Origin of the sequence: Microbacterium sp. SGAir0570 (assembly GCF_005491085.2) — a bacterium.
GTDB classification, from domain to species: domain Bacteria; phylum Actinomycetota; class Actinomycetes; order Actinomycetales; family Microbacteriaceae; genus Microbacterium; species Microbacterium arborescens.
The window spans coordinates 1,967,180-1,990,614 of the sequence record NZ_CP027929.1 but is presented as its reverse complement, the minus strand read 5'-3'; the positions used below and the strand labels follow the sequence as shown (position 1 = coordinate 1,990,614).

Sequence of the window (23,435 nt, the reverse complement as noted above, 5' to 3'; positions counted from 1 at the left end):
GGGGCTCGGCCCGACGAGCTGTCGATAGGCTCGGATCGTGACCGCCTCGCCCCGCTTCCCCGCTTCGCGCGGCGGAGACCTGCACCGTCCCTACACCGCAGCACCCGATCGCTACGAGAGCAGCGGGTACCGCCAGGTCGGCTCGTCCGGACTGTTCCTGCCCCCGATCTCGCTCGGGCTGTGGTGGAACTTCGGCGACAACATCCCCTTCGACCGCCAGCGCGAGGTGCTGCGTCACGCCTTCGACCGCGGCATCACGCATTTCGACCTCGCGAACAACTACGGGCCGCCCTACGGCTCGGCGGAGACGAACTTCGGCCGCATGATGCGCGAGGATCTCGCCCCCTACCGCGACGAGCTCATCATCTCGTCGAAAGCGGGATACGACATGTGGGACGGCCCGTACGGCAACCACGGGTCGCGGAAGTACCTCATCGCGAGCGCCGAGCAGTCGCTGAAGCGGATGAGCGTCGACTACGTCGACATCTTCTACTCCCACCGCGAGGACGACACGACCCCGATCGAGGAGACGGTCGGCGCGCTCGACGCGCTCGTGCGTCAGGGCAAGGCGCTCTACGTCGGGATCTCGTCGTACTCGGCGGAGAAGTCCGCGCGCGCCGCCGCGGTGGCACGCGACCTCGGCACGCCGCTGGTGATCCACCAGCCCTCCTACTCGATTCTCAACCGCTGGATCGAGGACGGCCTCACCGACCAGTTGCGGACCGACGGGATGGGTGCCATCGGCTTCATGCCGCTGCAGCAGGGACTCCTGACGGGGCGATACCTCGATGACGGCACGTCGGAGCGGTCCATGCAGCGCTTCTCGCTGCCGGACGACGGGCGGCTGTCGGCATCGGCGCTGGCAGGGCTGCGCGAGCTGGGCGACCTCGCCCGCGAGCGCGGGCAGACCCTCGCGCAGCTCGCCATCCGGTGGACGCTGCGCGACCCCGTGGTCGCGTCGGCTCTCATCGGCGCATCGCGCACGGCTCAGCTCGACGAGAACCTCGCCGCCCTCGATGGTCCCGACCTGACCGACGACGAGCTGCGGCGCATCGACGACATCGCGGCTCGCATCGGCTCGATCTGGGACGGACCGGACGGGTCATGAGCGTCAGTGCCGTCCCCGACCGCGTGCGTGTGCGGGCACCCGGCAAGATCAACCTGTTCCTCGACGTCGGATCGGTGCAGGACGACGGGTACCACGACGTCGCCTCCGTCTATCAGGCCGTCTCGCTCTACGAGGACCTGGTGGCCACCCCGGCGGACGACTTCACCGTGAGCGTCCGTGACGAGACCGGCGCGCCCGTGCCCGGCGTTCCGCTCGACGATCGGAACCTCGCCCTGCGTGCTGCCCGCATGGTGGCGCGCGAGGTCGGCTATCTCGGCGGCGTGCACCTCGACATCCGCAAGGCCGTCCCGGTGGCCGGAGGGATGGGCGGGGGCTCGGCGGACGCCGCGGCCGCACTGGTGGCGTGCGACGCCCTGTGGGGGGCGGGGCTGACCTCGCCCGCTCTCCAGGAGATGGCGTCGCGCCTGGGTGCGGACGTCCCCTTCTCGCTCATGGGCGGCAGCGCCGTCGGCACGGGACGCGGGGATCGACTGAGCCCGGCGCTGGGGCGAGCGCGCTTCGACTGGGTCCTCGTCATCGCCGACGGCGGCGGGCTCTCGACCCCCGAGGTCTACGCCGAGCTCGATCGGCTGCGCGCCGATCGCCGTCCCGACATCGCGCCGCGTCCCGAACCGCCGGAGGTCGACCCTGTCGTGCTGCAGGCCCTGCGGTCCGGCTCTCCCGACCTGCTCGCGACAGCCCTGCGCAACGACCTGCAGGAAGCGGCATGCGAGCTGCGTCCCGACCTGCGTGAGCTGCTCGAGCGCGCCGGCGAGTTCGGCGCCCTCGCGGGTCTCGTGTCCGGTTCCGGGCCCACCCTCGCCTTCCTGGCGGCCGATGCCACCGCCGCGCAGAGCATCGAGCACGACCTGTCCGCGATGGGCCACCGGGCCCGTCATGTCTCCGGCCCGGTGACGGGCGCGAAAGTGATGACACGATGACCGAAACCCCGAACCCCCTCCTGCATCGCGACGTCGACGAGGCGTCCCGTCGTTCCCTCGCCGAGCGCGGCCTGACCTATCGGACCGTGCCCCCGCACGAGCGGGCCTTCGAGGGGTGGATCCAGGCGGTCTCGCGCGGCTTCCAGGACGGCGAGCGCTCGGCCGAGCAGATCGCGGGCGCGCGCGGTCGCAACAGCGCGCGACGCTTGACGGGCGTGTTCGACGAGAGCGGTCCGATGCCCGAGGTCGCCGTCGGCACGATCGCGTCGTGGCCGTCCGAACTCACGGTGCCGGGCGGGACGATCCCCGCGGGCGCCATCAGCGCCGTCACGGTCGCGCAGACGCACCGCCGCCGCGGCATCGCTCGCGCCCTCCTGGAGGGCGAGGTCCGCACCGTCGCAGCGGCCGGGCTGCCGATCGCGATGCTCACGGTGACCGAGTCCACGCTCTACGGCCGCTACGGTTTCGCGTCGGCGGCATCGGCCGCGATCCTCGACATCGACACCCGTCGGGTGCGCTGGGCGGGTCCCACGCCCGACGGTCGTCTCGACTTCATCGACCGGACCTCCGCGCGCGACGTCGTCGCAACGCTCCACGAGCGCACGCGTCGCCGCACCCCGGGCGACATCGCGCTGCCGCCGGGACACGGCGATCGCTTCACCGGCACCGACCCCGATGCCAAGGACGGCGGCGACATCCGGTGCGTGCAGTACCGCGACGCGGCGGGCGAGGTGCGCGGCATCCTCACCTACACGCTCGCGCCGCACGAGCGCGACATCGTCAAGGGCACCGCGAAGGTCACGATTCTCATCGCCGAGACCGACGACGCCTACGCCGCGCTCTGGCGGTTCCTGCTCGAGCTCGATCTGGTGGCCCACGTCCGCGCGGAGCTGTGCTCGGTCGATGAGCCGGTGCTGTGGATGATCGGGGACCGGCGGGCGGCGTCGGTCTCGGTCTTCGACCACCAGTACCTGCGCATCGTGGATGTGCCTGCCGCCCTCCGTGCGCGCACCTATGGTGCCGCGGGTCGCCTGCTGCTGCGAGTGAGCGATCCGCTCGGGATCGCTACGGGGGAGTACCTCCTGACGATCGATGACGGCGGCGCGGGCACGGTGTCGACGGCGGCGGATGCCGATACGACCGGCGCCGATGTGCTCGACCTGTCGGTCGTCGAGCTCGCCGCCGTCTATCTCGGTGGTGTGTCGCCCGAGACTCTCGGGCGGGCCGGCCGACTGACGGGCACCGACCTCGCGGCATCCACGCGGATGTTCGCGTCGACGACGGTGCCGCGCGTCGGTCTCTGGTACTGACCGCCGGGTCGGGATGCGCTGCTTTAGTCCATTTCGCGGCATGACGCAACACGGCCCGGGTGTCGGCTCCGAACGCTAGCGTGAGAGACCACAACGGGAGGGCGGCGCCATGCGTGCACGACTGGGCGACACGATCATCGCCGAAGCCGACGAGAGCGATCTCGTCCGGATCGAGGGCAACTGGTACTTCCCGCCGCGGAGCGTCGCGCCGGGAGTCCTGACCGAGAGCGACACGCCCTATAGGTGCGCCTGGAAGGGTGACGCCCAGTACTTCGATGTCGCCGGCTCGCCCGACAAGGCATGGTCGTACCCGACGCCCTATCCGACCGCGATCGAGCGCGTGGGCACCGACTTCTCGGGATACGTCGCGTTCGACCGCTCGGTCGTCATCGAGAGCTGAGCGCGTGATCGAGTTCCGCGACGTCGTCAAGGAGTTCCCCGACGGCACCCGGGCGGTGCAGGACTTCTCGCTCGTCATCCCCTCGCACAAGACGACCGTCTTCGTCGGATCGTCCGGGTGCGGCAAGACGACGCTCCTGCGCATGATCAACCGGATGGTCGAGCCGACCTCCGGTGCCATCGAGATCGACGGCGAGAGCGTCGCGACCGGATCACCGGTGCAGCTGCGCCGCCGTATCGGCTACGTCATGCAGAACTCGGGTCTGCTGCCGCACTTCACCGTCGCGGACAACATCGCCACGGTGCCCGTCCTCACCGGCACGAGTCGGCGCGATGCGCGTCGCCGGGCGCTCGAGCTCATGGAGACGGTCGGCCTCGACACGCGCATGGCCGACCGCTATCCGAGCCAGCTGTCGGGCGGTCAGCAGCAGCGCGTGGGGGTGGCCCGGGGCCTCGCCAACGACCCCAACATCCTCCTCATGGACGAGCCGTTCGGGGCGGTCGACCCCATCGTGCGAGACGAGCTGCAGCAGGAGCTGCTGCGTCTACAGCGCGAGCTCGGCAAGACCGTCGTCTTCGTCACCCACGACATCGACGAGGCTTTCCTCCTCGGCGACCAGGTCGTGATCCTCGCGGCCGGTGCCCACAAGCTCCAGGTCGGCTCGCCCAGCGAGATCATCCGCGACCCGGCAGACGAGTTCGTCGCGAGCTTCATCGGCGTCGACCGGGGCAAGCGCGCCCTGCACGTCGAGCGGACGGCCAACGGTGCGGTGCTCGTCGACTCCGAGGGGCGCACGCAGGGCGCCCTGGTCGAAGGAGACGCCTGAGGTGTCGTGGATCTGGTCGAACCTCGACCTCATCTTCTCGCTCGCCCTCGATCACATCCGGCAGAGCGTCATCGCGATCGTGCTGGGACTCGTGCTCTCCGTGCCGCTCGGCTGGGTCGCGTGGCGCTACCGCCTGCTGCGCGGGTGGGTGATCACCCTCACGGGACTGCTCTACACGATCCCCTCTCTCGCCCTGCTGGTGCTGCTTCCCAGTGCACTCGGATACGGCATCCGCACCGAGACCAACCTCATCGTCGGCCTGACGATCTACGCGATCGCGATCCAGACCCGTTCCGTGGCCGACGGGTTCGACTCGGTCGACCCGGGCGTCCGGCAGGCGGCGACGGCCATGGGATACGGCGGGTTCCGCCGGTTCTGGGCGGTCGACCTGCCGCTGTCGGGCCCGGTGCTGCTCGCGGGCCTGCGGGTCATGGCCGTCTCGACCGTGTCGCTGGCGACCGTCGGCATCCTCGTCGGCGTCACGAACCTCGGGTATCTCTTCACCAACGGCATCCAGCGCCGCCTGCTCGAGGAGGTGTTCGCGGGCATCCTCGCCGTCGCGATCATCGCTCTCGTCATCGACGCGCTGCTCGTCGTCATCGGACGCGTCGTCATGCCGTGGGCGCACGCCGGATCGGTCCGACGCGACCGCCGCGCGCGCCGCCGACGGGAGGCGACCGCATGAACGTCTTCGTCGACGCGATCGCCTGGGTGCTCGACCCCGCTCAGTACACCGGCAGCAACTCGGTGCCGTTCCTGATCGGCCAGCAGCTGTTCTACACCTTCGTCTCAGTCGTGATCGCCGCGCTCATCGCGGTGCCGATCGGCTGGGCCATCGGTCATACGGGCAAGGGACGCGAGTTCGCCGTCGCCGTGTCGGGGGCTGCGCGGGCCATCCCGTCGTTCGGACTGCTGATCCTGCTGATCCTGCTGCTCGGCGTCACCCAGAAGACCGAGGCGGCGTTCATCACCTTCGTCGTGCTCGCGATCCCGCCGCTCCTCGCGGGCGCGTACAGCGGGCTTCAGGCGATCGATCGACGCACGATCGACGCGGCTCGCGCGGTCGGCATGACCGAGTGGCAGATCCTCTGGCGTGTCGAGGTGCCCCTCGGCCTGCCGCTGCTGATCGGCGGGCTGCGCTCGGCCGTGCTGCAGGTCGTGGCGACCGTCACGATCGCCGGGTACACCGACCTCGGCGGGCTCGGCTTCCGCATCATCCAGGGCATCGACCTCCGCGCGATCGACCAGGTGCTCGGCGCCGCCCTGATCCTCGCGCTGCTCGCCCTCCTGCTCGACGCCGTCTTCGCCCTCCTCCAACGCCTCAGCGTGCCGCGTGGCGTCCGTGCCGCCGACGCCCCGCAGCGCCGCCGCCGGCCCCTCGCCGCGACCGCCTGACCGACCATCCCGACCCACAGCACCGAACCTTCGCATCACCGAAAAGAGGAACCCATGTCCCGCTTCACCACCCGCCGCCTGTTGACGGCCGGTGTCGGCGTGCTCGCCGCCACCACCCTGTTCGCCGGATGCGCGAGCTCCGACCCGCTCGCGGAGGGCGGCGGCGAGTCGGCGGCCCCGGCCGACGGCACCATCGTCATCGGCTCCCAGGACTACTACTCCAACGAGATCATCGCCGAGATCTACGCGCAGGCCCTCGAGGGTGCCGGCAAGACCGTCGACCGTCAGTTCACGACCGGTCAGCGCGAGGCGTACCTGCCCGAGCTCGAGAGCGGGTCGCTGACGCTGTTCCCCGAGTACACCGGCAACCTGCTGCAGTACTTCGACGAGGACACCACCGCCCGCACCTCCGAGGACGTGTACGCCGCTCTCGCCGACGCGCTCCCCGAGAACCTCACGGTGCTCGACCAGGCGACCGCGAGCGACCAGGACTCGTACACCGTGACGGCGGCGTTCGCCGAGCAGTGGAACCTGACCACGATCGCCGACCTCGCGAACGTCACCGAGCCGCTGACCCTCGGCGGTCCTGCCGAGCTCGAGCAGCGTCCCTACGGTCCGACGGGCCTTGCCGACACCTACGGCATCGAGGTCGGCTTCCAGGCGACCGGCGAGACCACGGTCGACGACCTCGTCGCAGGCACGGTCAACGTCGCGAACGTCTTCACGGCCGACCCGCGCATCCAGACCGACGACCTCGTCGTGCTCGAAGACCCCGAGGGGCTCTTCCTCGCGTCCAACGTCGTCCCGGTCGTGAACAAGGATCTCGCGGGCGAGGTCGAGGACACCATCAACGCCGTCAGCGCGAAGCTCACCCCCGAGGCCCTGGTCGCCTTGAACGTCCAGAGCACGGTCGACAAGCTCGAGCCGGCCGCGATCGCGAAGAAGTTCCTCGAGGACAACGGACTCGTCTGATCCGCAACGAAGCCCCCGGTGCGCATCGCGCCGGGGGCTTCGTCGTGCCGTGCGCAGTCAGCCGTCGATGGCCTCGCCGAGCTCGAGCCACCGCTCCTCGAGCGTGGTCGTCTCGGTGACGAGCTCGTCGCGTCGTCGCTGCAGCCCCATGATCCGCTCGAAGTCGTCGTGTGCATCGGCGAGCTGCGCATCGACGGCCGCGATCTCGCCCTGGATCTTCTCCAGTCGGCGATCGATGGCGGAGATCTCCTTCTCGGCGGCGCGGCGCTCGGCTCCGCTCAGCGTCGGAGCCGCCGGGCTCGTCGATCCTGTGCCCGAACCCGAGGAGGGGGCCGAGGTCGCAGCGTTCGCGCCGGTGCGCTGAGGCTGCTCGCGTCGCAGACGCAGGTAGTCGTCGACGCCGCCGGGAAGGTGTCGCAGCCGTCCGCCGAGGATGGCGTACTGCTGGTCGGTCACGCGCTCGAGGAAGTACCGGTCGTGGGAGACGACGATGAGCGTGCCCGCCCACGAGTCGAGGAGGTCTTCGATCGCCGCGAGCATGTCGGTGTCGAGGTCGTTGGTCGGCTCGTCGAGGATCAGCACATTGGGCTGGTCGAGCAGGATGAGCAGCAGCTGCAGACGCCGCTTCTGTCCGCCCGAGAGGTCTTTGACGGGCGTCGACAGCTGCGCCGAGCTGAAGCCCATCCGCTCCAGCAGCTGCCCCGGCGTCAGCTCCTGCGCCTTCGACCCCGATCCGATCGTGTAGCTGGTGCGGAGGTTCGAGATGACGACGCGGACGGGCTCGTCGAGATGCTCGTCGAGCTCGCTCATGCGCTGCGAGAGGGTCGCCACCTTAACGGTCTTGCCGTGCTTGACGCGTCCCGCGGTCGGCTCGACGGTGCCGGAGATGAGCCCCAGGAGGGTCGATTTGCCGGCGCCGTTCACGCCGAGGATGCCGGTGCGCTCGCCCGGCGCGATGCGCCACTCGACCTTCTCGAGCACGACCCGGTCGCCGTAGCTGACACCGGCGTCGAGGACGTCGACGACATCCTTGCCCAGTCGCGACACCGCGAGCGACTGCAGCGCGACCCGATCGCGGATCTCGGGGACGTCGGCGATCAGCTCGTTCGCGGCGTCGATGCGGAACTTCGGCTTCGACGTGCGGGCGGGGGCGCCGCGGCGCAGCCAGGCCAGTTCCTTTCGGGCGAGGTTCTGCCGCCGGGCCTCGACGGCGGCTGCCTGCCGGTCGCGCTCGACCCGCTGCAGGATGTACGCCGCGTAGCCGCCCTCGAACGGTTCGACGATCCGGTCGTGGACCTCCCACGTCGCGGTGCAGATCTCGTCGAGGAACCAGCGGTCGTGCGTCACGACCAGGAGCGCACCGGAACCCGCCGACCACCGGCGCTTGAGGTGCTCTGCGAGCCACGAGATGCCCTCGACGTCGAGGTGGTTCGTCGGCTCGTCCAGGAAGATGACGTCGTGATCGCCCGCGAGGAGCGCGGCGAGGGAGACCCGGCGACGCTGACCGCCCGAGAGACCACGGATCGGGCCCTCCCAGTCGAGATCGCCGAGAAGCCCCGCGATGACGTCGCGCACCCGGGCGTCGCCCGCCCACTCGTGATCGGCCAGGTCACCGACGACGGCGTCGCGCACCCGGAGGTCGTCGTCGAGGTCGTCGGCCTGCGCCAGGACCCCCACGCGGATGCCACCGCGGACGGTCACCCGGCCGGAGTCGGGCTCGACGAGCCCCGCGAGCATGCGCAGAAGGCTCGACTTGCCGTCGCCGTTGCGGCCCACGATGCCGATGCGGTCGCCCTCGTCGACACCGAGGGAGACCCCGTCGAACACCACTTTGGTCGGATACTCGAGGCGAAGGCCCTCGGCTCCCAGAAGATGCGCCATATTGCTTCCAGGCTAGGCCACCCCTGCCGGGCGCACGCTGTCAGCGAGGCTCGGACACCTCAGGCGGACGGTGGCGGGGGAGTGCCGTCGAAGCCCAGCGACAGTTTGCGCAGGAGCGAGGCGAGGCGGTCGCGGTCGCTCTTCGACAGACCGGCCAGGAGCACCGCCTCCGCGTCGACGAGGCGCGTGATCGCGGCATCCACGCGGATGCGTCCGTCATCGGTCAGGGTGACCAGGACGCTGCGCCCGTCACCCGGGTCGGACTCGCGCCGCACGAGCCGGCGGGCGACGAGCCGGTCGATGCGATTGGTCATCGTGCCGCTCGAGACCAGGGTCTGCTGGAGGAGCTGCTTAGGGCTCAGCTGGTAGGGCTCGCCGGCGCGGCGGAGGGCCGACAGGACGTCCCATTCCCAGGGCTCGAGATCACTGCGGCGGAAGGCTTCGCGACGCGCGCGGTCGAGATGGCGCGACAGTCGATCGACGCGCGAGAGCACTTCGAGCGGCGAGAAGTCCAGGTCGGGACGCTGCAGCGACCACGCACCGACGATGCGGTCCACCTCGTCGGTCTCGTGTGCCATGGCCCCATTATCGCGAACCGGGCGCGCGACACAGGCGCCGCGGAGACGGGGCGCCGTGCGCTCTGGCAGACTTGTCGGGCTGCACCTCGGTGCGGCGGTCCGCCGTGGTGTAATGGCAGCACGACAGCCTTTGGAGCTGTGAGGTCTAGGTTCGAGTCCTGGCGGCGGAGCATGAGCGACACCCAACTCGATCCCCGTCTCGCCGTCGTGATCCTCGCCGCGGGCCAGGGGACGCGGATGAAGTCGTCCCTCCCGAAGGTGCTGCATCGCATCGGGGGCCGTCCGCTCGTCGGTCATGTGCTCGACACGGCCCGCGACCTCGCCCCCGCCCATGTGCTCGTCGTCGTCCGCCACGAGCGCGACAGCGTCGCGGAGGCCGTGCTCGGCGTCTCTCCCGAGGTCGTCGTCGTCGACCAGGACGAGATCCCCGGCACGGGACGGGCTGTCGAGGTCGCGCTCGACCAGCTCCCGGAGTTCGCGGGCGACGTGCTGGTGCTCAGCGCCGACGTGCCTCTCCTCGACGACGGCACGCTCCGCGACCTGCTGCGCACGCACCGCTCGACCGGCGCCGCGGCCACGATGCTGAGCGCACGGTTGTCCGACCCCACCGGCTACGGCCGCGTCATCCGCGATACCGCCGGCGGCGTCGACCGGATCGTCGAGCACAAGGACGCGACGGACGCCGAGCGAGCCGTCGACGAGGTCAACGCCGGGGTCTACGCGTTCCAGGCGGGGCCGCTGCGCGAACGTCTCGGCCGGATCAGCACGGCCAACGTCCAGGCCGAGAAGTACCTCACCGATGTCGTGGGGATGCTGCGCGCCGACGCCCTCGCCGTCGCCGCACAGCCGGTGGTCGACCCGACCCTCATCGTCGGCGTCAACGACCGCGTGCAGCTGGCCGAGGCCGGACGCCTCCTGAACGCGCGCACGGTGCGTCGCTGGCAGCTCGAAGGGGTCACCGTGCAGGACCCCGCCACGACGTGGATCGACGTCACGGCTACGCTCGCCCCCGATGTCACCGTCCTGCCGAACACGCACATCCTGCGGGCCACGGTGATCGCGGAGGGTGCCACGGTCGGCCCCGACACGACACTGACCGACTGCGAGGTCGGCGCGGGCGCCTCGGTCACCCGGAGCGACGCGACGCTCGCCGTCATCGGGGCGGGGGCGACCGTGGGGCCCTTCTCGTACATCCGGCCGGGCACGCAGCTGGGAGAGCGCGGCAAGATCGGCACGTTCGTCGAGACGAAGAATGCCGTCATCGGCGAGGGCAGCAAGGTTCCGCACCTGTCGTACGTCGGCGACGCCGAGATCGGTCGCGGCGTGAACCTGGGCGCGGGCGCGATCACCGCGAACTACGACGACCTGGCCAAGCACCGCACCGTCATCGGCGACGAGGTCCACGCCGGCTCGCACAACGTCTTCGTCGCGCCCGTTAAGATCGGTGAGGGCGCCAAGACCGGCGCCGGAGCGGTCATCCGCAAGGACGTGCCGGCCGGTGCTCTCGCGCTCAGCGTCGCCCCCCAGCGCAATGTCGCAGGGTGGGTCGAGAAGAACAGACCCGGTACTGCAGCCGCCGCAGCAGCGGCACGCGTGCGGTCTTCACAGGAAGCGGACGATGGCTCGCAAGAAGAACACGGTTGACCTCGACGTCTCGCGGGGTATCGCCCCGGGACTGGTCGCCAAGACCAAGAAGCGTCTCGTCGTGGCATCCGGTGGCTCGCACCCCGCGCTGTCGGCCGATGTAGCCACCCAGCTCGGCACGGAGCTCGTTCCCACCGAGCACCGCACGTTCGCGTCGGGCGAGATCCTCACCCGCTTCGAGGTGTCGATCCGCGGCTGCGACTTCTTCCTCGTCCAGTCGTTCGGTCCGCCGGTCAACGAATGGCTGATGGAGACGCTCATCATGCTGGATGCGGCGAAGCGCGCATCCGCGAAGCGCATCACCGTCGTCGCGCCCTACTACCCGTATTCGCGTCAGGACAAGAAGGGCCGCGGACGCGAGCCCATCAGTGCCCGCCTCGTCGCGGACCTGTTCAAGACCGCCGGCGCCGACCGCGTGATGAGCGTCGATCTGCACGCCGCGCAGATCCAGGGCTTCTTCGACGGCCCCGTCGACCACCTGTTCGCCAAGCCGGTCCTGCTCGAGCACTTCGAGCGCACGCTCAGCCCGGAAGACCGCGACAAGCTCACCGTCGTGTCACCCGACACCGGTCGCGTTCGCGTCGCGGACACGTGGTCCGACAGCCTCGGCGCCCCGCTGGCCATCATCCACAAGCGTCGCGACCCGAACGTCGCCAACCAGGTCACCGTCAACGAGATCGTCGGCGACGTGCGCGGACGTGTCTGCCTCCTGGTCGACGACATGATCGACACCGGCGGCACCATCGTCAAGGCCGCGCAGGCCCTGAAGAACAACGGCGCCGAGCGGGTCATCGTCGCGGCCACGCACGCGGTCTTCAGCCACCCGGCGGTCGAGCGACTCCAGGACGCCGCGATCGACGAGGTCGTCGTCACCGACACGATCCCGCTCGGTGAAGACAAGCGGTTCCCCGGCCTCACCATCCTCCCGATCGCCCCGCTTCTGGCGCGCGCGATCAAGGAGGTCTTCGAGGACGGATCGGTCACCAGCATGTTCGACGGCGCCGCCTGACTCGACCTGACCCCGGCAGGGTGACCCCGGCGCTGCATCGAGCGTCGGGGTCGGGACGGGGCCGCACCGGGATGTTCTCCGGCGGCCTCCGGTGTACCGCAAAGCCGCACGCCGTAGGATCGGCCCCATGGCTGCCCCTGTCTCCGAGGCGGATCTCGAGTCGCCTCGCTCGTACGCCCGTCCCGTCGACGAGGTCGCCGCGGCTCTCAGAACCAGCGCCGACGGCCTGAGCTCGGATGAAGCGGGGCGGCGCCTCGACGCGGTGGGGCCGAACGTCCTTCCCGAGGCCAAGCGCACGCCCGCGTGGCTGCGGTTCCTCTCGCACTTCAACGACACGCTGATCTACATCCTGCTGGCCGCCGCCGCGATCAAGGCGGTCATGGCGGACTGGCTCGACGTGTGGGTCATCCTCGCCGTCGCCATCATCAACGCGGTGATCGGGTATGCCCAGGAGGGGCGCGCCGAGAAGGCTCTCGCGGGCATCCGCGGCATGCTGTCGTCGGATGCGAGCGTGCGCCGAGACGGCTCGTGGCGGAGTGTGCCCGCCGCCGAGCTCGTGCCCGGCGATGTCGTGCGCCTGTCACCGGGCGACAAGGTTCCGGCCGACCTCCGGCTCGTCCAGGCGAGCCAGCTGCGCATCGACGAGGCGGCGCTGACCGGCGAGTCGGTACCGGCGTCGAAGCACACCGATCCGGTCGACGCGGATGCCGGCGTCGGCGACCGGGCGTCGATGGCGTTCTCCGGCACGATCGTGTCGGCGGGACAGGCCCGCGGAATCGTCACGGGCACGGGCGCTCGTACCGAGATCGGCAAGATCCAGGAGCTCGTCGGGGGCGCCGGAGCCCTGACGACGCCTCTCACGAAGCAGCTGGACGCGTTCGGGCGGGTCCTGACCCTCGTCATCCTCGGGATGGCGGCCGCCATGATGCTCATCGGCCGATTCGTGCACGGGATGCCGTTCGGCGAGCTCGTCTCGGCCACGATCGGTTTCGCGGTGGCGGCGATCCCGGAAGGGCTGCCGGCGCTCGTGACGATCACTCTGGCGATCGGTGTCCAGCAGATGGCCCGGCGTCGCGCCATCACGCGGAAGCTTCCCGCTGTCGAGACGCTGGGCTCGGTGACGACCGTCTGTTCCGACAAGACGGGCACGCTGACGAAGAACGAGATGACGGTGCGGCGGATCGTCACCCCGGTCGCGCGCTACGACGTCTCGGGGCTGGGCTACGAACCGGCGGGCGAGATCGAGCGGACCGATGGGGACGGGCGTTCCGGCGGTGATCTGTCGGCCGTCCTCGCCGTAGCGGACCTCTGCAACGACGCGAACGTCGTCTCGGATGACGACGGTTGGAAGCTCGTCGGTGAGCCGACCGAGGGTGCGCTGCGCGTCGTCGCGATGAAGGGCGGACACGACGGTGAGGCAGAAGGCGTCCGGCGCGTGGACGTGCTCCCGTTCGACTCGGAGAACAAGTTCATGGCGACCCTGAACGAGGGCGCCGACGGGTCGCGCGCTCTCCTCGTCAAGGGCGCGCCCGACCGGCTGCTCGACCGCTCGACGCGCCAGCGCGGGGCCGCGGGGCCGGAGGAACTCGACCGCGAGTTCTGGGATGCGGTCATCGCCGAGCTGAGCGCCGAGGGCCTGCGCGTGCTCGCCGCCGCGCGCAAGCCGTCGCGCCTCGACGAGGTCGGGATCGACGACGTCGACGAGCTGGAGTTCCTCGGCCTCTGGGGCATCCTCGACCCCCCGCGCCCCGAGGCCGTCGAGGCGATCGCCGACTGCCACCGGGCCGGCATCCGCGTGAAGATGATCACGGGCGACCATGCGGGAACGGCCGTCGCGATCAGCCGTGAGATGGGGCTGGTGTCGGATGACGAACCCCGCGTGCTCACCGGCGGCGAGCTCGAGTCGCTCAGCCAGGAGAAGCTGAAGGATGTCGTCCGCGACGTCGACGTCTACGCGCGGACAAGTCCCGAGCACAAGATCCGTATCGTCCGAGCGCTCCAGTCGCACGGCGAGGTGGTCGCGATGACCGGTGATGGCGTCAACGACGCCCCCGCGCTCACCCGCGCGAACGTGGGAGTCGCGATGGGGATCAAGGGCACCGAGGCGACGAAAGAAGCCGCCGAGATCGTGCTCGCTGACGACAACTTCGCCACCATCCGTTCCGCGATCCGCGAGGGGCGCCGGATCTACGACAACCTGCGCAAGTCGATCGTGTTCCTGCTGCCCACCAACGGGGCCCAGTCGCTCGTGATCCTCGTCGCCGTCGTCTTCGGGTTGGCGCTGCCGTTGTCTCCCGTGCAGGTGCTGTGGGTGAACATGGTCACGGCGGTGACGCTCTCGCTCGCCCTCGCGTACGAGCCGGCCGAGCCGGGGATCATGTCGCGACCGCCCCGGTCGAGCGGCGGGTCGATCATCTCGCTGCGCGAACTTCTGTTCGTCCTCATCGTGTCGGTGATGATCGGGGGAGCGACGCTCGCGGCGTTCGCGATCGTTCGAGCAACGGGCGCCGAGCTGGATGTCGCCCGGACGGTCTCGGTCTCCGTACTCGCGCTCGGCCAGCTGGCGTTCCTGTTGAACTGCCGGTTCTTGCGCCGTTCGAGCCTGACCCGGGATGTCCTGCGCGGCAACCGAGTGATCTGGTGGTCGGCTGCAGCCCTCGTCGGCTTGCAGCTCATCTACACGTACGTGCCGTTCATGAACGCGCTGTTCGACTCGCGGCCGCTCTCGGCGCAGGCCTGGCTGCTTCCGCTGGGGTTCGCCGTGGCGATCTTCTTCGCGGTCGAAGGGCTGAAAGCGCTGTGGCGCGCGCCGGAACTCGATGCAAACGCATAGGAACGACAGAGGGGAGCCATGGCGACGGGCCGCTAGCGTGAGATCAGCCCACCTCCCCCCGGAGGGGCACGACACAGGAGGACCCATCATGATCCGCGCCACTGCCGTACCCCGTTCGCTCCGCGTGACCGCCGCCGCGGCGTCCGTCGCCGGCCTTGCGCTCCTCGCCGGCTGCGCGGGCCAAGCCGAAGGCGAGCAGCCCGCATCAGGCACCGCGCCCTCCGCCGACGCGACGACCGAGACCGGTTCGAGCAGCTCGAGTGGTTCGTCGGGGACGACCGGCGGCACTTACACCGACGGCACGTACACGGCCGAGGGGACCTATCAGACCCCCGAGGGCCCCGAGACGATCACCGTGACGCTCACGGTCGAATCCGATGCCGTGACCGCGGTCGAGGTCACCGGTGAGCCGACCCGCCGCGAGAGCAAGCAGTACCAGTCGCAGTTCATCGGCGGCATCTCGGATGCCGTCGTCGGCAAGAGCCTCGACGACGTGAAGGTCGACCGCGTGGCGGGCTCGTCGCTCACGAGCGGTGGTTTCAACGCGGCGGTCGAGGAGATCCGCACCGACGCGGCAGCATGATCGTCGCGACTGGCGGCTTCGGGCGGTGGGAGTTCGGCGCCATCGGAACCGCGTGGTGCGTCGACAGCGAGGTGCCGCTGCGTGACGGCGATCGGTCAGCGGTGATGTCGCTCGTGGAGTCGTTCGACCGGGACTGGTCGAGATTCCGCGCGGACTCGACCGTGAGCCGGCTGGCGTCGGGCGGATCGGTCGCGGCGCCTCCCGACGCCGCGGACATGCTGGCGATGTACGGCGACCTGTCCGACGTCACGGACGGCGCGGTGAACCCGCTCGTCGGTGACGCACTCGCCCGGCGCGGTTACGACGGCTCGTACTCCCTCCGCGACCGTGGAGCGATGGCCGCGCCGGACCGGTGGCGCGATGTCGTCGAGCTCGCGGACGATCGACTCACGCTTCACAGCCCGGCGACGATCGATGTGGGCGCGGTGGGCAAGGGTCGCCTCGTCGATCTCGTGATGTCGGAGTTGCGGCGGCGCACGGCCGGCTGGCTCGTCGTCGATGCGAGCGGCGACCTCGCGATCGACGGGGTGCAGCAGCGTGTCGCGCTCGAGCACCCGTATGACGGGTCCCGGGCCGTCGGAGTCTGGACGCTTGACGCCGGGGCGCTGTGCGCCTCCGCGACCAACCGTCGAGCGTGGGGCGATGGTCTGCATCACGTTCTCGACGCGCGCACGGGCGAACCGGTTCGGGAGTACGCGGCGACGTGGGCGGTCGCTTCGGACGCCATGACGGCGGATGCCGTCGCCACAGCCCTCTTCTTCGACGGCGGGCCTCGCTTCGCGGAGCGCAGTGAGGCCTCGTGGGTGCGGATGCGCACCGACGGTTCCGTCGAATGGTCACCCCACTGCGAAGCGGAGTTGTTCGTATGACATCCCTGACGGCCCTTCGAAACCGAGCCGTCGGCGCGCTCGGACGCGTGTCGATGTACCGATTCGTCCTCATGGCCCTCTCCCTGCTCGCGGTCATCGCCTTCGTGCTGACCGTCGCCGGTCAGATCGCGGGCGATCCGCTGGCTCTCCCGGTGTCGCTCGTCGTCCTGGCCGCCGCGATCATCGTGGTGGATGCTGTAGCGCAGCGGCTGCTCGGCCGAACGTGGCGCATCGAATCGGCGGTCATCACCGCGCTCATCCTGCTGTTCGTGCTGCGTCCGACGCTCGATCCGGCGGGGATCGCGGGGCTCGCGGTCGCCGGGGTGGTCGCCTCCGCATCGAAGTACCTGCTGGCCTGGCGTGGGCGACACATCTTCAATCCCGCCGCGGCCGGAGCAACGGTGCTCACCGTGCTCAGCATCCCGTTCCCCGACCTGGGCGCGTCGGCGTGGTGGGTGGGGTCGCCCGTTCTCGCGGTGCCCGTCATCCTTCTCGGCGGTCTTGTGCTCGTGCGCACGGAGAAGTTGCGGGTGGTCGCGGTCTTCCTGGTCGTCGCGGTCGCTGTCGCGCTCGTGCGGACGTTCGTGCAGTACGCCCAGGTCTCGCTCCCCGTCGATGCGACCGTCATCGGGCAGGTGCTGTGGTCGTCGCCGTTCCTCTTCCTCGGTGCGTTCATGCTGTCTGAGCCGTTGACCCTTCCGCCGCGTCGGAGGCAGCAGTACGCGGTCGCTGCGCTGGTGGGCGCGCTGGCGGGCTGGCCGATCCTCATCGGTGACGTCAGTCTCGGACAGGAGCGCGCGCTGCTCATCGGCAACCTGCTCGCGTTCTTCTTCGCCTACCGCGCCGCGGTGCGCCTGACGTTCGTCGAACGCACAGCGCTGACCCCCTCCGTGCGGGAGCTGACGTTCCGCGCTCATCGCGGCTTCCGATTCCGTCCCGGACAGTACCTCGAACTCGAGGTGCCGCACCGTCGCCCCGATGCGCGGGGGACGCGGCGCGAATTCTCGATCGTTTCGGCGCCCGCGGAGCTGCCGGAGGTGCGGATCGCCATCCGCGAGGGGTCGCAGTCGAGCTACAAGAAGGCGCTCGCGCTGGTCGAGCCCGGTCGCGATCTTCCCGTCACCGGCGTGTGGGGCGATTTCGTGCTCCCCGCACGGACCGATGCCAAGGTGTTGCTCGTCGCGGCCGGTATCGGGGTGACGCCCTTCGTCTCGCAGTTGCGCGAGATGCGTCTGGCGGGGGAGCGGCGGGATGTGGTCATGGTCTATGTGGCGTCCGATGCCGAGGAACTGGCCTTCCGCGATGACATCATCGCCGCGGGCATCCCGGTGATGGTGGTGACGCGGGATGAGCCGCGGAATCTTCCCGACCACTGGACGTGGACCGGCGGGGCGCGGCTGACCGCAGCATCCCTCGCCACGCTCGTGCCGGACCTCACCGAGCGGCACGCCTTCATCTCCGGCCCGCCTCGGCTCATCGCCGACCTCGCTCCCGCCCTCTCGAGGGCGCGGTCGCTCACCACCGACGCGTTCGCCGGGTATTAGTCTGGCGGCCGGCCCGGATCGAACGTGCGGCTGGGCGCTCGTCGATTCCGTCAGCTCGGTTCGGTTTTCGTCGCTCTTCGCGGCCCGCATCCAGATCGCTCGATTCCTCAGAACGGTGTCGGTCCATCGGGCGGAGGTGGCCCGCCGGCTCCGTCCACCGGTGGCGGGTTCGCGGTTTCGCTGGTGAAGCAGACTGCCGGTATGGGTACGTCTTCGCGGTAGACCCGCCCGAGGGGTGAGGTCCATTCGAGGACCCCGCCACCGAGCTGCCGGACTTCCCACTTGGTGAATTGCTTCATGGAGTGGTGCCGCTGGCAGAGGTGGGCGAGGTTGAAGATGTGGGTGTGCCCACCCAGGGCGTGATCGACGGTGTGGTCGATCTCGCAGCGGATCGCGGCCCTGCGGCATCCCGGGAACCGGCAGTGCTGATCCCGGGCCACCAGCAATTTCTTCATCGACGCGGTGGGCCGGTAGGTGTCGATCTCGACCGGCGTCCGGGTGACGGGGTCGATGAAGAGCCGGTCCCACTCGCTGACCTGCCCGGCGAGCTGCCGGACCGTGACGGCGTCGATCAGCCCGGCGCCCACAGCTTCGGCGGGGTTCTCGTCACGCCCCATCAGCGTCTCGGCGGTGACGGCGACCTGCACCCGGGCTCGGATCGCCCCGAGCCCACCGGCCCGGTCGGTCCCGTAGAACGGATCCACCACGGGCGCGCCTCCGAGGACGAGGTCGCCGAGGATGTCGGCCCGCAGCTGGTCCATCGTCCGGGTATCAGCCGCCTCGTCTGCGCTCGCGGCATCCGGCCCAGCAGCCGCCCCAGCGCCCACCCCCGCGCCCGCGACCCGGGCGTCCTTCACGGACTGTCCCATCTGCGTGAGCCGGTCGAGCATCCCTACCGCGATCACGGTCGGGACTGTCGCGGTGACATCCGACATCCCGTCCGCCCCGTGCGAGACCCGCACGCACCGTCCTGCCGCGGCGTCGCGGTGCCGGTCGGTGAACGTGCGCTCGTGCAGCCTCTCAGCCAGGGCCCGCAGGGCCGGTTTCACCCGCGTCGCGATGTCACGCTCGCACACCGCGATCGCGGCGACCTCGAACTCGCCCCGCACCTCATCGGGCAGCCCGGTTCCCGCTTGAACGACCACGTCGACGTGGTCGCGGGTGATCCGCCGCCCCTCCCACGCCGCGAACACGGCCGGGTACTCGTCGACGACCGTCAGCGCATGATCGATGTCGGCCTGCAGGCGCCGGTCGGTCCGCCGGGCCAGGCCCGCCGCTTCGGCCGCGACCGACCGCAGCTCCATGTCCGATGCCATCCCCCGCACACCCTCACGGTGCGCCTCACGAAGCGCCGACCGGCCCAGCTCGGCCAGAGCCCGCACCGACGCGACATCCGCGTCATGCACCAGCGCGAGCGCCTCGCTGTACGCCGCGATCGCGGGACCGTGCGGCGAGACCACGCCGCCGTCCGGACCACCACCGCCGTTCGCTGCCATGTTCCCATTGTGGCAGCAGGGTCAGACATTGCATTAGAACAAAGCTTCTATAGGCGGGACCGACCAAGCATCGCCCCTGGGGAGGAACAGACGACCTCAGCCGTTTGCCCGACCGCGTCGGGCGATCTCAGAACGCTGGTATTCGACGGCGCGTGCGATGTCGTCCACCGCGCGCCACAGCGCCGTCGATACATCCGTCGGTGACGGGTTGGCATCCCCACGGAGACGGCGCTTGAGGAGACCCTTCGCTTCAGCGCGTTCGATGTCGGCGGGAAGCTCGAAGGCGAGAACGTCGAAGTCGCGCTCCGCGTATCCATCGACGGTCGCGCGCACTCTTCCCAGCTGCGCATCGTCGCTCTCGAGGTGCAGGTGAGTGCGAAGCACGGGGTCGTACGGTGTCGCACCGACGTAGGCGATGTCGCCCGTCGCCCCGTCGACCCAGACATAGATCCATGAGCCGGACGGCTGCACGCGCCCGTGGCGCACCGCGACGACCCGCGGCTGGCGGAGCGTCATGCTGTGTCCTCGGCTCCGCCCGCGTGCTCAGGCGCGATCGGGCCCGGCCCGGCACCCGCCCCGGCGCCCGGCCCGGCACCCGACCCCGTCCCGGCATCCGACTCCGCGTCGGTCTCCGCGATCGTACCCGCCGATCCGGGATCGGCCGGTCGCGCCGTCAGCCGCAGCTCGAACGTGGTCGATCCGGGTTCGCTCTGCACCGTGAGCGAGCCGCCGTGCGCCGCGACGATGGCGCGGGCGATCGAGAGGCCGAGGCCCGTGCCACCCGTCTGCCGCGCTCGCGAGCTGTCGCCTCGCGAGAAGCGCTCGAAGATCTCGTCGACGACGGCGGGGTCGATCCCCGGGCCGTCATCGTGCACCGACAGGATCGCCGTTCCGTCGGCGACGCGCACCGCGGTGGTGACGGTCGTCCCGGCGGGAGTATGGACGCGGGCATTGGCCAAGAGGTTCGCGACGACCTGCGTGATGCGTGTCGCGTCCGCCGCGACGACGACCGGTTCGTCGCCGACGTCCAGCCGCCACTCGTGGTCCTGTCCCGCTGCGCGCGCATCGGCCACGGCGTCGATGGCGAGTGCGGTCAGGTCGACGGTTCCGTAAACGAGCTCCTGCCCTTCGTCGAGACGTGCGAGGAGCAGCAGGTCCTCGACGAGGCTCGTCATGCGCAGCGACTGCGCCTGAATGCGCTCGAGAGCGGCGGTCGTGGTCTCCTCGACTCCGGGCACGCCCTGGCGCATCGCTCGGAGCGAGAGCTCCGAGTACCCGCGGATCGAGGCGAGCGGGGTGCGCAGCTCGTGGCTCGCGTCCGCGACGAACGACCGCATGCGCTCCTCGTTGCGCTGTCGTGCGACGAGGGACTCATCGACGTGGTCGAGCAGCGTGTTGAGGGCAGCGCCGACGCGGCCGATCTCGTCGTGGTCGTCGGTCTCCTCCGCGGGAACCCGCTCGGTGATCGAGACGGCGCCCTGGGACAGGGGGAGCGATGCCACCCGCGTCGCGGTGTCGGCGACGACGCGCAGCGGCCGCAGCGAACGCTGGATGACGACCGCGATCGCTGCGCTGAGCAGCAGCAGGCCACCGATCGTGACGATCGCGATCGTCGTGACGACGGTCGCCACGCTCTTGTCGACCTGGGCGAGCGGCAGGGCTCCCAGCCCCGTGATGTCGCCCGCTTCGAATGAAACGACGCGGAACGCGCCGAGATCACCGATCTCGATCGTGGCGGGAAGGGCGCTGAGGTCTGTCGAGGCCAGATCGTTCACCTCGGCGGCGGTGAGGCTGCGCACTCCCTCCTCGCCGTCGAAGGTCGCGCCGGTGACCGGACCGCGCGGATCCTGCACGAGAAGCGTGTAGCCGTAGGGGAGTCCCGGTGTGCCCGCGATCGTCTCTTCCGCCGACCGCGCTCGCACGACGTAGCCGCTGCTGTCGAACAGCTTGAGGCTGCGGGTGAGCGACTCGGTGTTCGTGTCGACGGTGGAGACCAGAACGGTCCCGATGGTGGTGGCGAGTCCGACCGCGCTCGCGATCAGCGTCAACGCGACGACGCTGACCACCGTCAGCATGAGCCGCGTCTGCAACGTCCAGCGCTTGCGGGGCTGCCTATCGGTGCGCCCGCGCGCGCCGGCGCCATGCGGGGAGGGCGTCACTGCGGAGCTTTGATCATGTAGCCCACACCCCGGACGGTGTGGATGAGCGGCTCGCGACCGGCGTCGATCTTCTTGCGCAGGTACGAGATGTACAGCTCGACGACCGAGGAGCGGCCGCCGAAGTCGTAGTTCCAGACGCGATCGAGGATCTGCGCCTTCGACACCACGCGCCGCTGGTTGCGCATGAGGTAGCGCAGGAGCTCGAACTCGGTGGCGGTGAGCTCGATGCTCGTCCCGGCGCGCTCGATCTCGTGCGAGTCCTCGTTGAGCGTCAGGTCGCCGACGCGCAGCACGGGGTCGGCGCCGCCGGCGGTCGCGGTTCCGGCGCGCCGCATGAGGCCCCGCAGCCGCGCGACGACCTCCTCGAGGCTGAAGGGCTTCGTGACGTAGTCGTCGCCGCCCGCCGTAAGCCCCGCGACGCGGTCGCCCACGGAATCCTTCGCGGTGAGGAACAGCACGGGAACATCGTCACCCGACTGACGGAGGCGCTGCAGCACCGACATCCCGTCGAGGTCGGGCATCATGATGTCGAGCACCATCGCGTCGGGTTCGAACTCCCGCGCCATCGCGAGGGCCTCGAAACCGGATGCCGCCGAGCGGACCTCCCACCCTTCCATCTTGAGCGCCATCGAGAGCAGATCGGTGAGCATCTGCTCGTCGTCGACGACGAGGACGCGCAGCGGAGAGCCGTCGGGACGCTGCAGGGTGGCGGGTGCTGGGGTGGTCATGATGCCATTGTGAGGCGTTCTCTATGGAGAAGCTATGGGCGACGCTATGTCTGAGCTGTGAGCATCCGAGGTGGCATACGGTGACCTCATGACGAACGTTGAGACCGCGGTCTACGTCGACGGTGCGGTGGCGGGTGACGGTCTCCCGCCGGGAGAAGCGGCCGCGCTCGCACGAGAGCGGGGCGGGTTCGCGTGGATCGCGCTGATCGACGTCGACGCCGCGCAGATCGAGAGCCGCGCGGACGAACTCGGCCTGCCCCCGATCGCCGTCAAGGAAGCCCTCCGGCCGCACCAGCGGTCGATCTTCGAGCGCACCGGGGATCACGCGTTCGTGGTGCTGCAGCCCGCGCACTACGACGACGCGTCCGAGACGGTCCGGTGCGATGAGATCGACGTCTTCCTTGCACCTCACCTCATCGTGACCGTCACGCGGTCGGATCGCATCGACCTCAGCGAACTCCGCGGCCGTCTCGACGGCCACCGCGACCTGCTCCGCCGCGGCCCGGCATCCGTCATGTGGGTGCTCGCGGAACTCGTCACGACCGGGTACCGCGCGGTGCTCGACGGCGTCGAGAACGACATCGACGAGATCGAGGACCAGCTGTTCGGCGACGACCCCGGAGTGTCGCGGCGCATCTTCGACCTGCAGCGGGAGGTGATCGACCTCGCTCACGCCACGACGCCCCTGCCGGACGTCCTGACGCGGCTCGGGACGACCCTCACGGACGCCGCCGCGGGCGCTGAACCGGCCGGGTGGGACGATGTCCGGGGCCGTGCGCAGTACGTGGCCGAGCGCGTGCAGTCGATGCGCCACACGCTCGACGATGCGTTGACGATCCACGCGACGCTCGTCAATCAGCGGCTGGACGAGAAGATGGCCGACCTCACCGTCGTGCAGGTGCGCCAGAACGAACAGGTCAAGAAGATCTCGTCCTGGGCGGCGATCGGGTTCGCCCCGACGTTCGTCGCCAGCGTCTACGGCATGAACTTCAGATTCATGCCCGAGCTCGCACAGCCGTGGGGCTACCCGATGGCGCTCGGGCTGATGGTGCTCCTCAGCGCCGGCCTCTACGGGATCTTCAAGCGCAACGACTGGCTCTGACGTCCCCTCGTCGCGAACAGCGAAGGCCCCGCCGAGCGGAGATGCTCGGCGGGGCCT

Annotated in this window: 21 protein-coding genes and 1 tRNA gene; 16 read left to right on the top strand and 6 right to left on the bottom strand. The window is 70.0% G+C overall.

Features of this window, described 5'->3' with window-relative positions:
• Nucleotides 1-37 precede the first annotated feature (37 nt).
• The 8 genes from C1N74_RS09485 (at nucleotide 38) to C1N74_RS09450 (ending at nucleotide 6,952) form a co-directional block, all read left to right on the top strand.
• A complete protein-coding gene (locus C1N74_RS09485; RefSeq protein WP_064956463.1) occupies nucleotides 38-1,108 on the top strand; it encodes an aldo/keto reductase in 1,071 nt (356 codons plus the stop codon).
• Entirely contained in the window at nucleotides 1,105-2,049 is a 945-nt protein-coding gene (locus C1N74_RS09480) for a 4-(cytidine 5'-diphospho)-2-C-methyl-D-erythritol kinase (protein ID WP_071918004.1), read from the top strand. The genes C1N74_RS09485 and C1N74_RS09480 overlap by 4 nt, the downstream gene beginning before the upstream one ends.
• Complete coding sequence (locus C1N74_RS09475; RefSeq protein WP_137750410.1) at nucleotides 2,046-3,359, top strand: GNAT family N-acetyltransferase; 1,314 nt, start codon at nucleotides 2,046-2,048, stop codon at nucleotides 3,357-3,359. The genes C1N74_RS09480 and C1N74_RS09475 overlap by 4 nt, the downstream gene beginning before the upstream one ends.
• A gap of 109 nt (nucleotides 3,360-3,468) precedes the next feature.
• Nucleotides 3,469-3,759, top strand: coding sequence for a DUF427 domain-containing protein (locus tag C1N74_RS09470; protein ID WP_137750409.1), 291 nt, complete (start codon nucleotides 3,469-3,471; stop codon nucleotides 3,757-3,759).
• Nucleotides 3,760-3,763: 4 nt separating this feature from the next.
• Nucleotides 3,764-4,585, top strand: a complete 822-nt coding sequence (locus tag C1N74_RS09465; protein ID WP_023950321.1) for an ABC transporter ATP-binding protein — start codon at nucleotides 3,764-3,766, stop codon at nucleotides 4,583-4,585.
• 1 nt (nucleotide 4,586) lies between these two features.
• The gene (locus C1N74_RS09460; protein WP_023950323.1) at nucleotides 4,587-5,270 is read left to right on the top strand and encodes an ABC transporter permease; all 684 of its coding nucleotides are present in this window, start codon (nucleotides 4,587-4,589) and stop codon (nucleotides 5,268-5,270) included.
• Nucleotides 5,267-5,980, top strand: coding sequence for an ABC transporter permease (locus C1N74_RS09455; RefSeq protein WP_137750408.1), 714 nt, complete (start codon nucleotides 5,267-5,269; stop codon nucleotides 5,978-5,980). The genes C1N74_RS09460 and C1N74_RS09455 overlap by 4 nt, the downstream gene beginning before the upstream one ends.
• 54 nt (nucleotides 5,981-6,034) lie before the next feature.
• The gene (locus C1N74_RS09450) at nucleotides 6,035-6,952 is read left to right on the top strand and encodes an ABC transporter substrate-binding protein (protein WP_023950327.1); all 918 of its coding nucleotides are present in this window, start codon (nucleotides 6,035-6,037) and stop codon (nucleotides 6,950-6,952) included.
• A 57-nt stretch (nucleotides 6,953-7,009) separates the two neighbouring features.
• On the opposite strand, the gene C1N74_RS09445 is transcribed toward C1N74_RS09450, so the two are convergent.
• Both C1N74_RS09445 and C1N74_RS09440 read right to left on the bottom strand, forming a co-directional pair.
• Nucleotides 7,010-8,833: an ABC-F family ATP-binding cassette domain-containing protein gene (locus C1N74_RS09445; protein WP_137750407.1), complete on the bottom strand. Its 1,824-nt coding sequence runs from the start codon at nucleotides 8,831-8,833 to the stop codon at nucleotides 7,010-7,012.
• Between the two features lie 59 nt (nucleotides 8,834-8,892).
• The gene (locus C1N74_RS09440) at nucleotides 8,893-9,411 is read right to left on the bottom strand and encodes a MarR family winged helix-turn-helix transcriptional regulator (protein ID WP_023950331.1); all 519 of its coding nucleotides are present in this window, start codon (nucleotides 9,409-9,411) and stop codon (nucleotides 8,893-8,895) included.
• A 98-nt stretch (nucleotides 9,412-9,509) separates the two neighbouring features.
• On the opposite strand from C1N74_RS09440, the gene C1N74_RS09435 reads away from it, so the two are divergent.
• The 7 genes from C1N74_RS09435 to C1N74_RS09405 all read left to right on the top strand — a co-directional run bounded on the left by C1N74_RS09435 (nucleotide 9,510) and on the right by C1N74_RS09405 (nucleotide 17,893).
• Nucleotides 9,510-9,581, top strand: a tRNA-Gln gene (locus C1N74_RS09435).
• A gap of 1 nt (nucleotide 9,582) precedes the next feature.
• A complete protein-coding gene (gene glmU / locus C1N74_RS09430; RefSeq protein ID WP_137750406.1) occupies nucleotides 9,583-11,055 on the top strand; it encodes a bifunctional UDP-N-acetylglucosamine diphosphorylase/glucosamine-1-phosphate N-acetyltransferase GlmU in 1,473 nt (490 codons plus the stop codon).
• Nucleotides 11,030-12,064, top strand: a complete 1,035-nt coding sequence (locus tag C1N74_RS09425) for a ribose-phosphate diphosphokinase (protein ID WP_023950335.1) — start codon at nucleotides 11,030-11,032, stop codon at nucleotides 12,062-12,064. The genes glmU and C1N74_RS09425 overlap by 26 nt, the downstream gene beginning before the upstream one ends.
• Before the next feature lie 127 nt (nucleotides 12,065-12,191).
• Complete coding sequence (locus C1N74_RS09420; protein WP_137750405.1) at nucleotides 12,192-14,897, top strand: HAD-IC family P-type ATPase; 2,706 nt, start codon at nucleotides 12,192-12,194, stop codon at nucleotides 14,895-14,897.
• Between the two features lie 88 nt (nucleotides 14,898-14,985).
• On the top strand, nucleotides 14,986-15,480 hold the full coding sequence (locus C1N74_RS09415) for an FMN-binding protein (protein ID WP_137750404.1): 495 nt from the start codon (nucleotides 14,986-14,988) through the stop codon (nucleotides 15,478-15,480).
• Nucleotides 15,477-16,349 carry an FAD:protein FMN transferase gene (locus C1N74_RS09410; protein WP_071918008.1) on the top strand — a complete coding sequence of 291 codons (873 nt, stop codon included), beginning with the start codon at nucleotides 15,477-15,479 and terminating at the stop codon, nucleotides 16,347-16,349. Before C1N74_RS09415 ends, C1N74_RS09410 begins: the two co-directional genes overlap by 4 nt.
• Complete coding sequence (locus tag C1N74_RS09405) at nucleotides 16,346-17,893, top strand: FAD-dependent oxidoreductase (protein WP_071918009.1); 1,548 nt, start codon at nucleotides 16,346-16,348, stop codon at nucleotides 17,891-17,893. Before C1N74_RS09410 ends, C1N74_RS09405 begins: the two co-directional genes overlap by 4 nt.
• A 107-nt stretch (nucleotides 17,894-18,000) precedes the next feature.
• Here C1N74_RS09405 and C1N74_RS09400 read toward each other — a convergent pair whose 3' ends face one another.
• The 4 genes from C1N74_RS09400 to C1N74_RS09385 form a co-directional block, all read right to left on the bottom strand.
• Nucleotides 18,001-19,389, bottom strand: coding sequence for an HNH endonuclease signature motif containing protein (locus tag C1N74_RS09400; RefSeq protein WP_137750403.1), 1,389 nt, complete (start codon nucleotides 19,387-19,389; stop codon nucleotides 18,001-18,003).
• A gap of 96 nt (nucleotides 19,390-19,485) precedes the next feature.
• Entirely contained in the window at nucleotides 19,486-19,905 is a 420-nt protein-coding gene (locus tag C1N74_RS09395; protein ID WP_137750402.1) for a hypothetical protein, read from the bottom strand.
• The gene (locus C1N74_RS09390; protein WP_084670434.1) at nucleotides 19,902-21,464 is read right to left on the bottom strand and encodes a cell wall metabolism sensor histidine kinase WalK; all 1,563 of its coding nucleotides are present in this window, start codon (nucleotides 21,462-21,464) and stop codon (nucleotides 19,902-19,904) included. The genes C1N74_RS09395 and C1N74_RS09390 overlap by 4 nt, the downstream gene beginning before the upstream one ends.
• A gap of 80 nt (nucleotides 21,465-21,544) precedes the next feature.
• A complete protein-coding gene (locus C1N74_RS09385; RefSeq protein ID WP_023950351.1) occupies nucleotides 21,545-22,276 on the bottom strand; it encodes a response regulator transcription factor in 732 nt (243 codons plus the stop codon).
• Between the two features lie 88 nt (nucleotides 22,277-22,364).
• Here C1N74_RS09385 and C1N74_RS09380 point away from each other — a divergent pair, with 88 nt between their 5' ends.
• Nucleotides 22,365-23,378 (top strand): magnesium and cobalt transport protein CorA, encoded by a 1,014-nt coding sequence (locus tag C1N74_RS09380; protein ID WP_036304822.1) that lies wholly within the window; start codon nucleotides 22,365-22,367, stop codon nucleotides 23,376-23,378.
• The last annotated feature ends 57 nt before the right edge of the window (nucleotides 23,379-23,435 follow it).

Excerpts from the sequence above, each read along its gene's own strand:
- C1N74_RS09480 (WP_071918004.1), top strand. The coding sequence starts at position 1,105 with ATGAGCGTCAGTGCCGTCCCCGACCGCGTGCGTGTGCGGGCACCCGGC.
- C1N74_RS09475 (WP_137750410.1), top strand. The coding sequence starts at position 2,046 with ATGACCGAAACCCCGAACCCCCTCCTGCATCGCGACGTCGACGAGGCG.
- C1N74_RS09470 (WP_137750409.1), top strand. The coding sequence starts at position 3,469 with ATGCGTGCACGACTGGGCGACACGATCATCGCCGAAGCCGACGAGAGC.
- C1N74_RS09455 (WP_137750408.1), top strand. The coding sequence starts at position 5,267 with ATGAACGTCTTCGTCGACGCGATCGCCTGGGTGCTCGACCCCGCTCAG.
- C1N74_RS09450 (WP_023950327.1), top strand. The coding sequence starts at position 6,035 with ATGTCCCGCTTCACCACCCGCCGCCTGTTGACGGCCGGTGTCGGCGTG.
- C1N74_RS09445 (WP_137750407.1), bottom strand. The coding sequence starts at position 8,833 with ATGGCGCATCTTCTGGGAGCCGAGGGCCTTCGCCTCGAGTATCCGACC.
- C1N74_RS09440 (WP_023950331.1), bottom strand. The coding sequence starts at position 9,411 with ATGGCACACGAGACCGACGAGGTGGACCGCATCGTCGGTGCGTGGTCG.
- glmU (WP_137750406.1), top strand. The coding sequence starts at position 9,583 with ATGAGCGACACCCAACTCGATCCCCGTCTCGCCGTCGTGATCCTCGCC.
- C1N74_RS09425 (WP_023950335.1), top strand. The coding sequence starts at position 11,030 with ATGGCTCGCAAGAAGAACACGGTTGACCTCGACGTCTCGCGGGGTATC.
- C1N74_RS09420 (WP_137750405.1), top strand. The coding sequence starts at position 12,192 with ATGGCTGCCCCTGTCTCCGAGGCGGATCTCGAGTCGCCTCGCTCGTAC.
- C1N74_RS09415 (WP_137750404.1), top strand. The coding sequence starts at position 14,986 with ATGATCCGCGCCACTGCCGTACCCCGTTCGCTCCGCGTGACCGCCGCC.
- C1N74_RS09410 (WP_071918008.1), top strand. The coding sequence starts at position 15,477 with ATGATCGTCGCGACTGGCGGCTTCGGGCGGTGGGAGTTCGGCGCCATC.
- C1N74_RS09405 (WP_071918009.1), top strand. The coding sequence starts at position 16,346 with ATGACATCCCTGACGGCCCTTCGAAACCGAGCCGTCGGCGCGCTCGGA.
- C1N74_RS09400 (WP_137750403.1), bottom strand. The coding sequence starts at position 19,389 with ATGGCAGCGAACGGCGGTGGTGGTCCGGACGGCGGCGTGGTCTCGCCG.
- C1N74_RS09395 (WP_137750402.1), bottom strand. The coding sequence starts at position 19,905 with ATGACGCTCCGCCAGCCGCGGGTCGTCGCGGTGCGCCACGGGCGCGTG.
- C1N74_RS09390 (WP_084670434.1), bottom strand. The coding sequence starts at position 21,464 with ATGCTGACGGTGGTCAGCGTCGTCGCGTTGACGCTGATCGCGAGCGCG.
- C1N74_RS09385 (WP_023950351.1), bottom strand. The coding sequence starts at position 22,276 with ATGACCACCCCAGCACCCGCCACCCTGCAGCGTCCCGACGGCTCTCCG.
- C1N74_RS09380 (WP_036304822.1), top strand. The coding sequence starts at position 22,365 with ATGACGAACGTTGAGACCGCGGTCTACGTCGACGGTGCGGTGGCGGGT.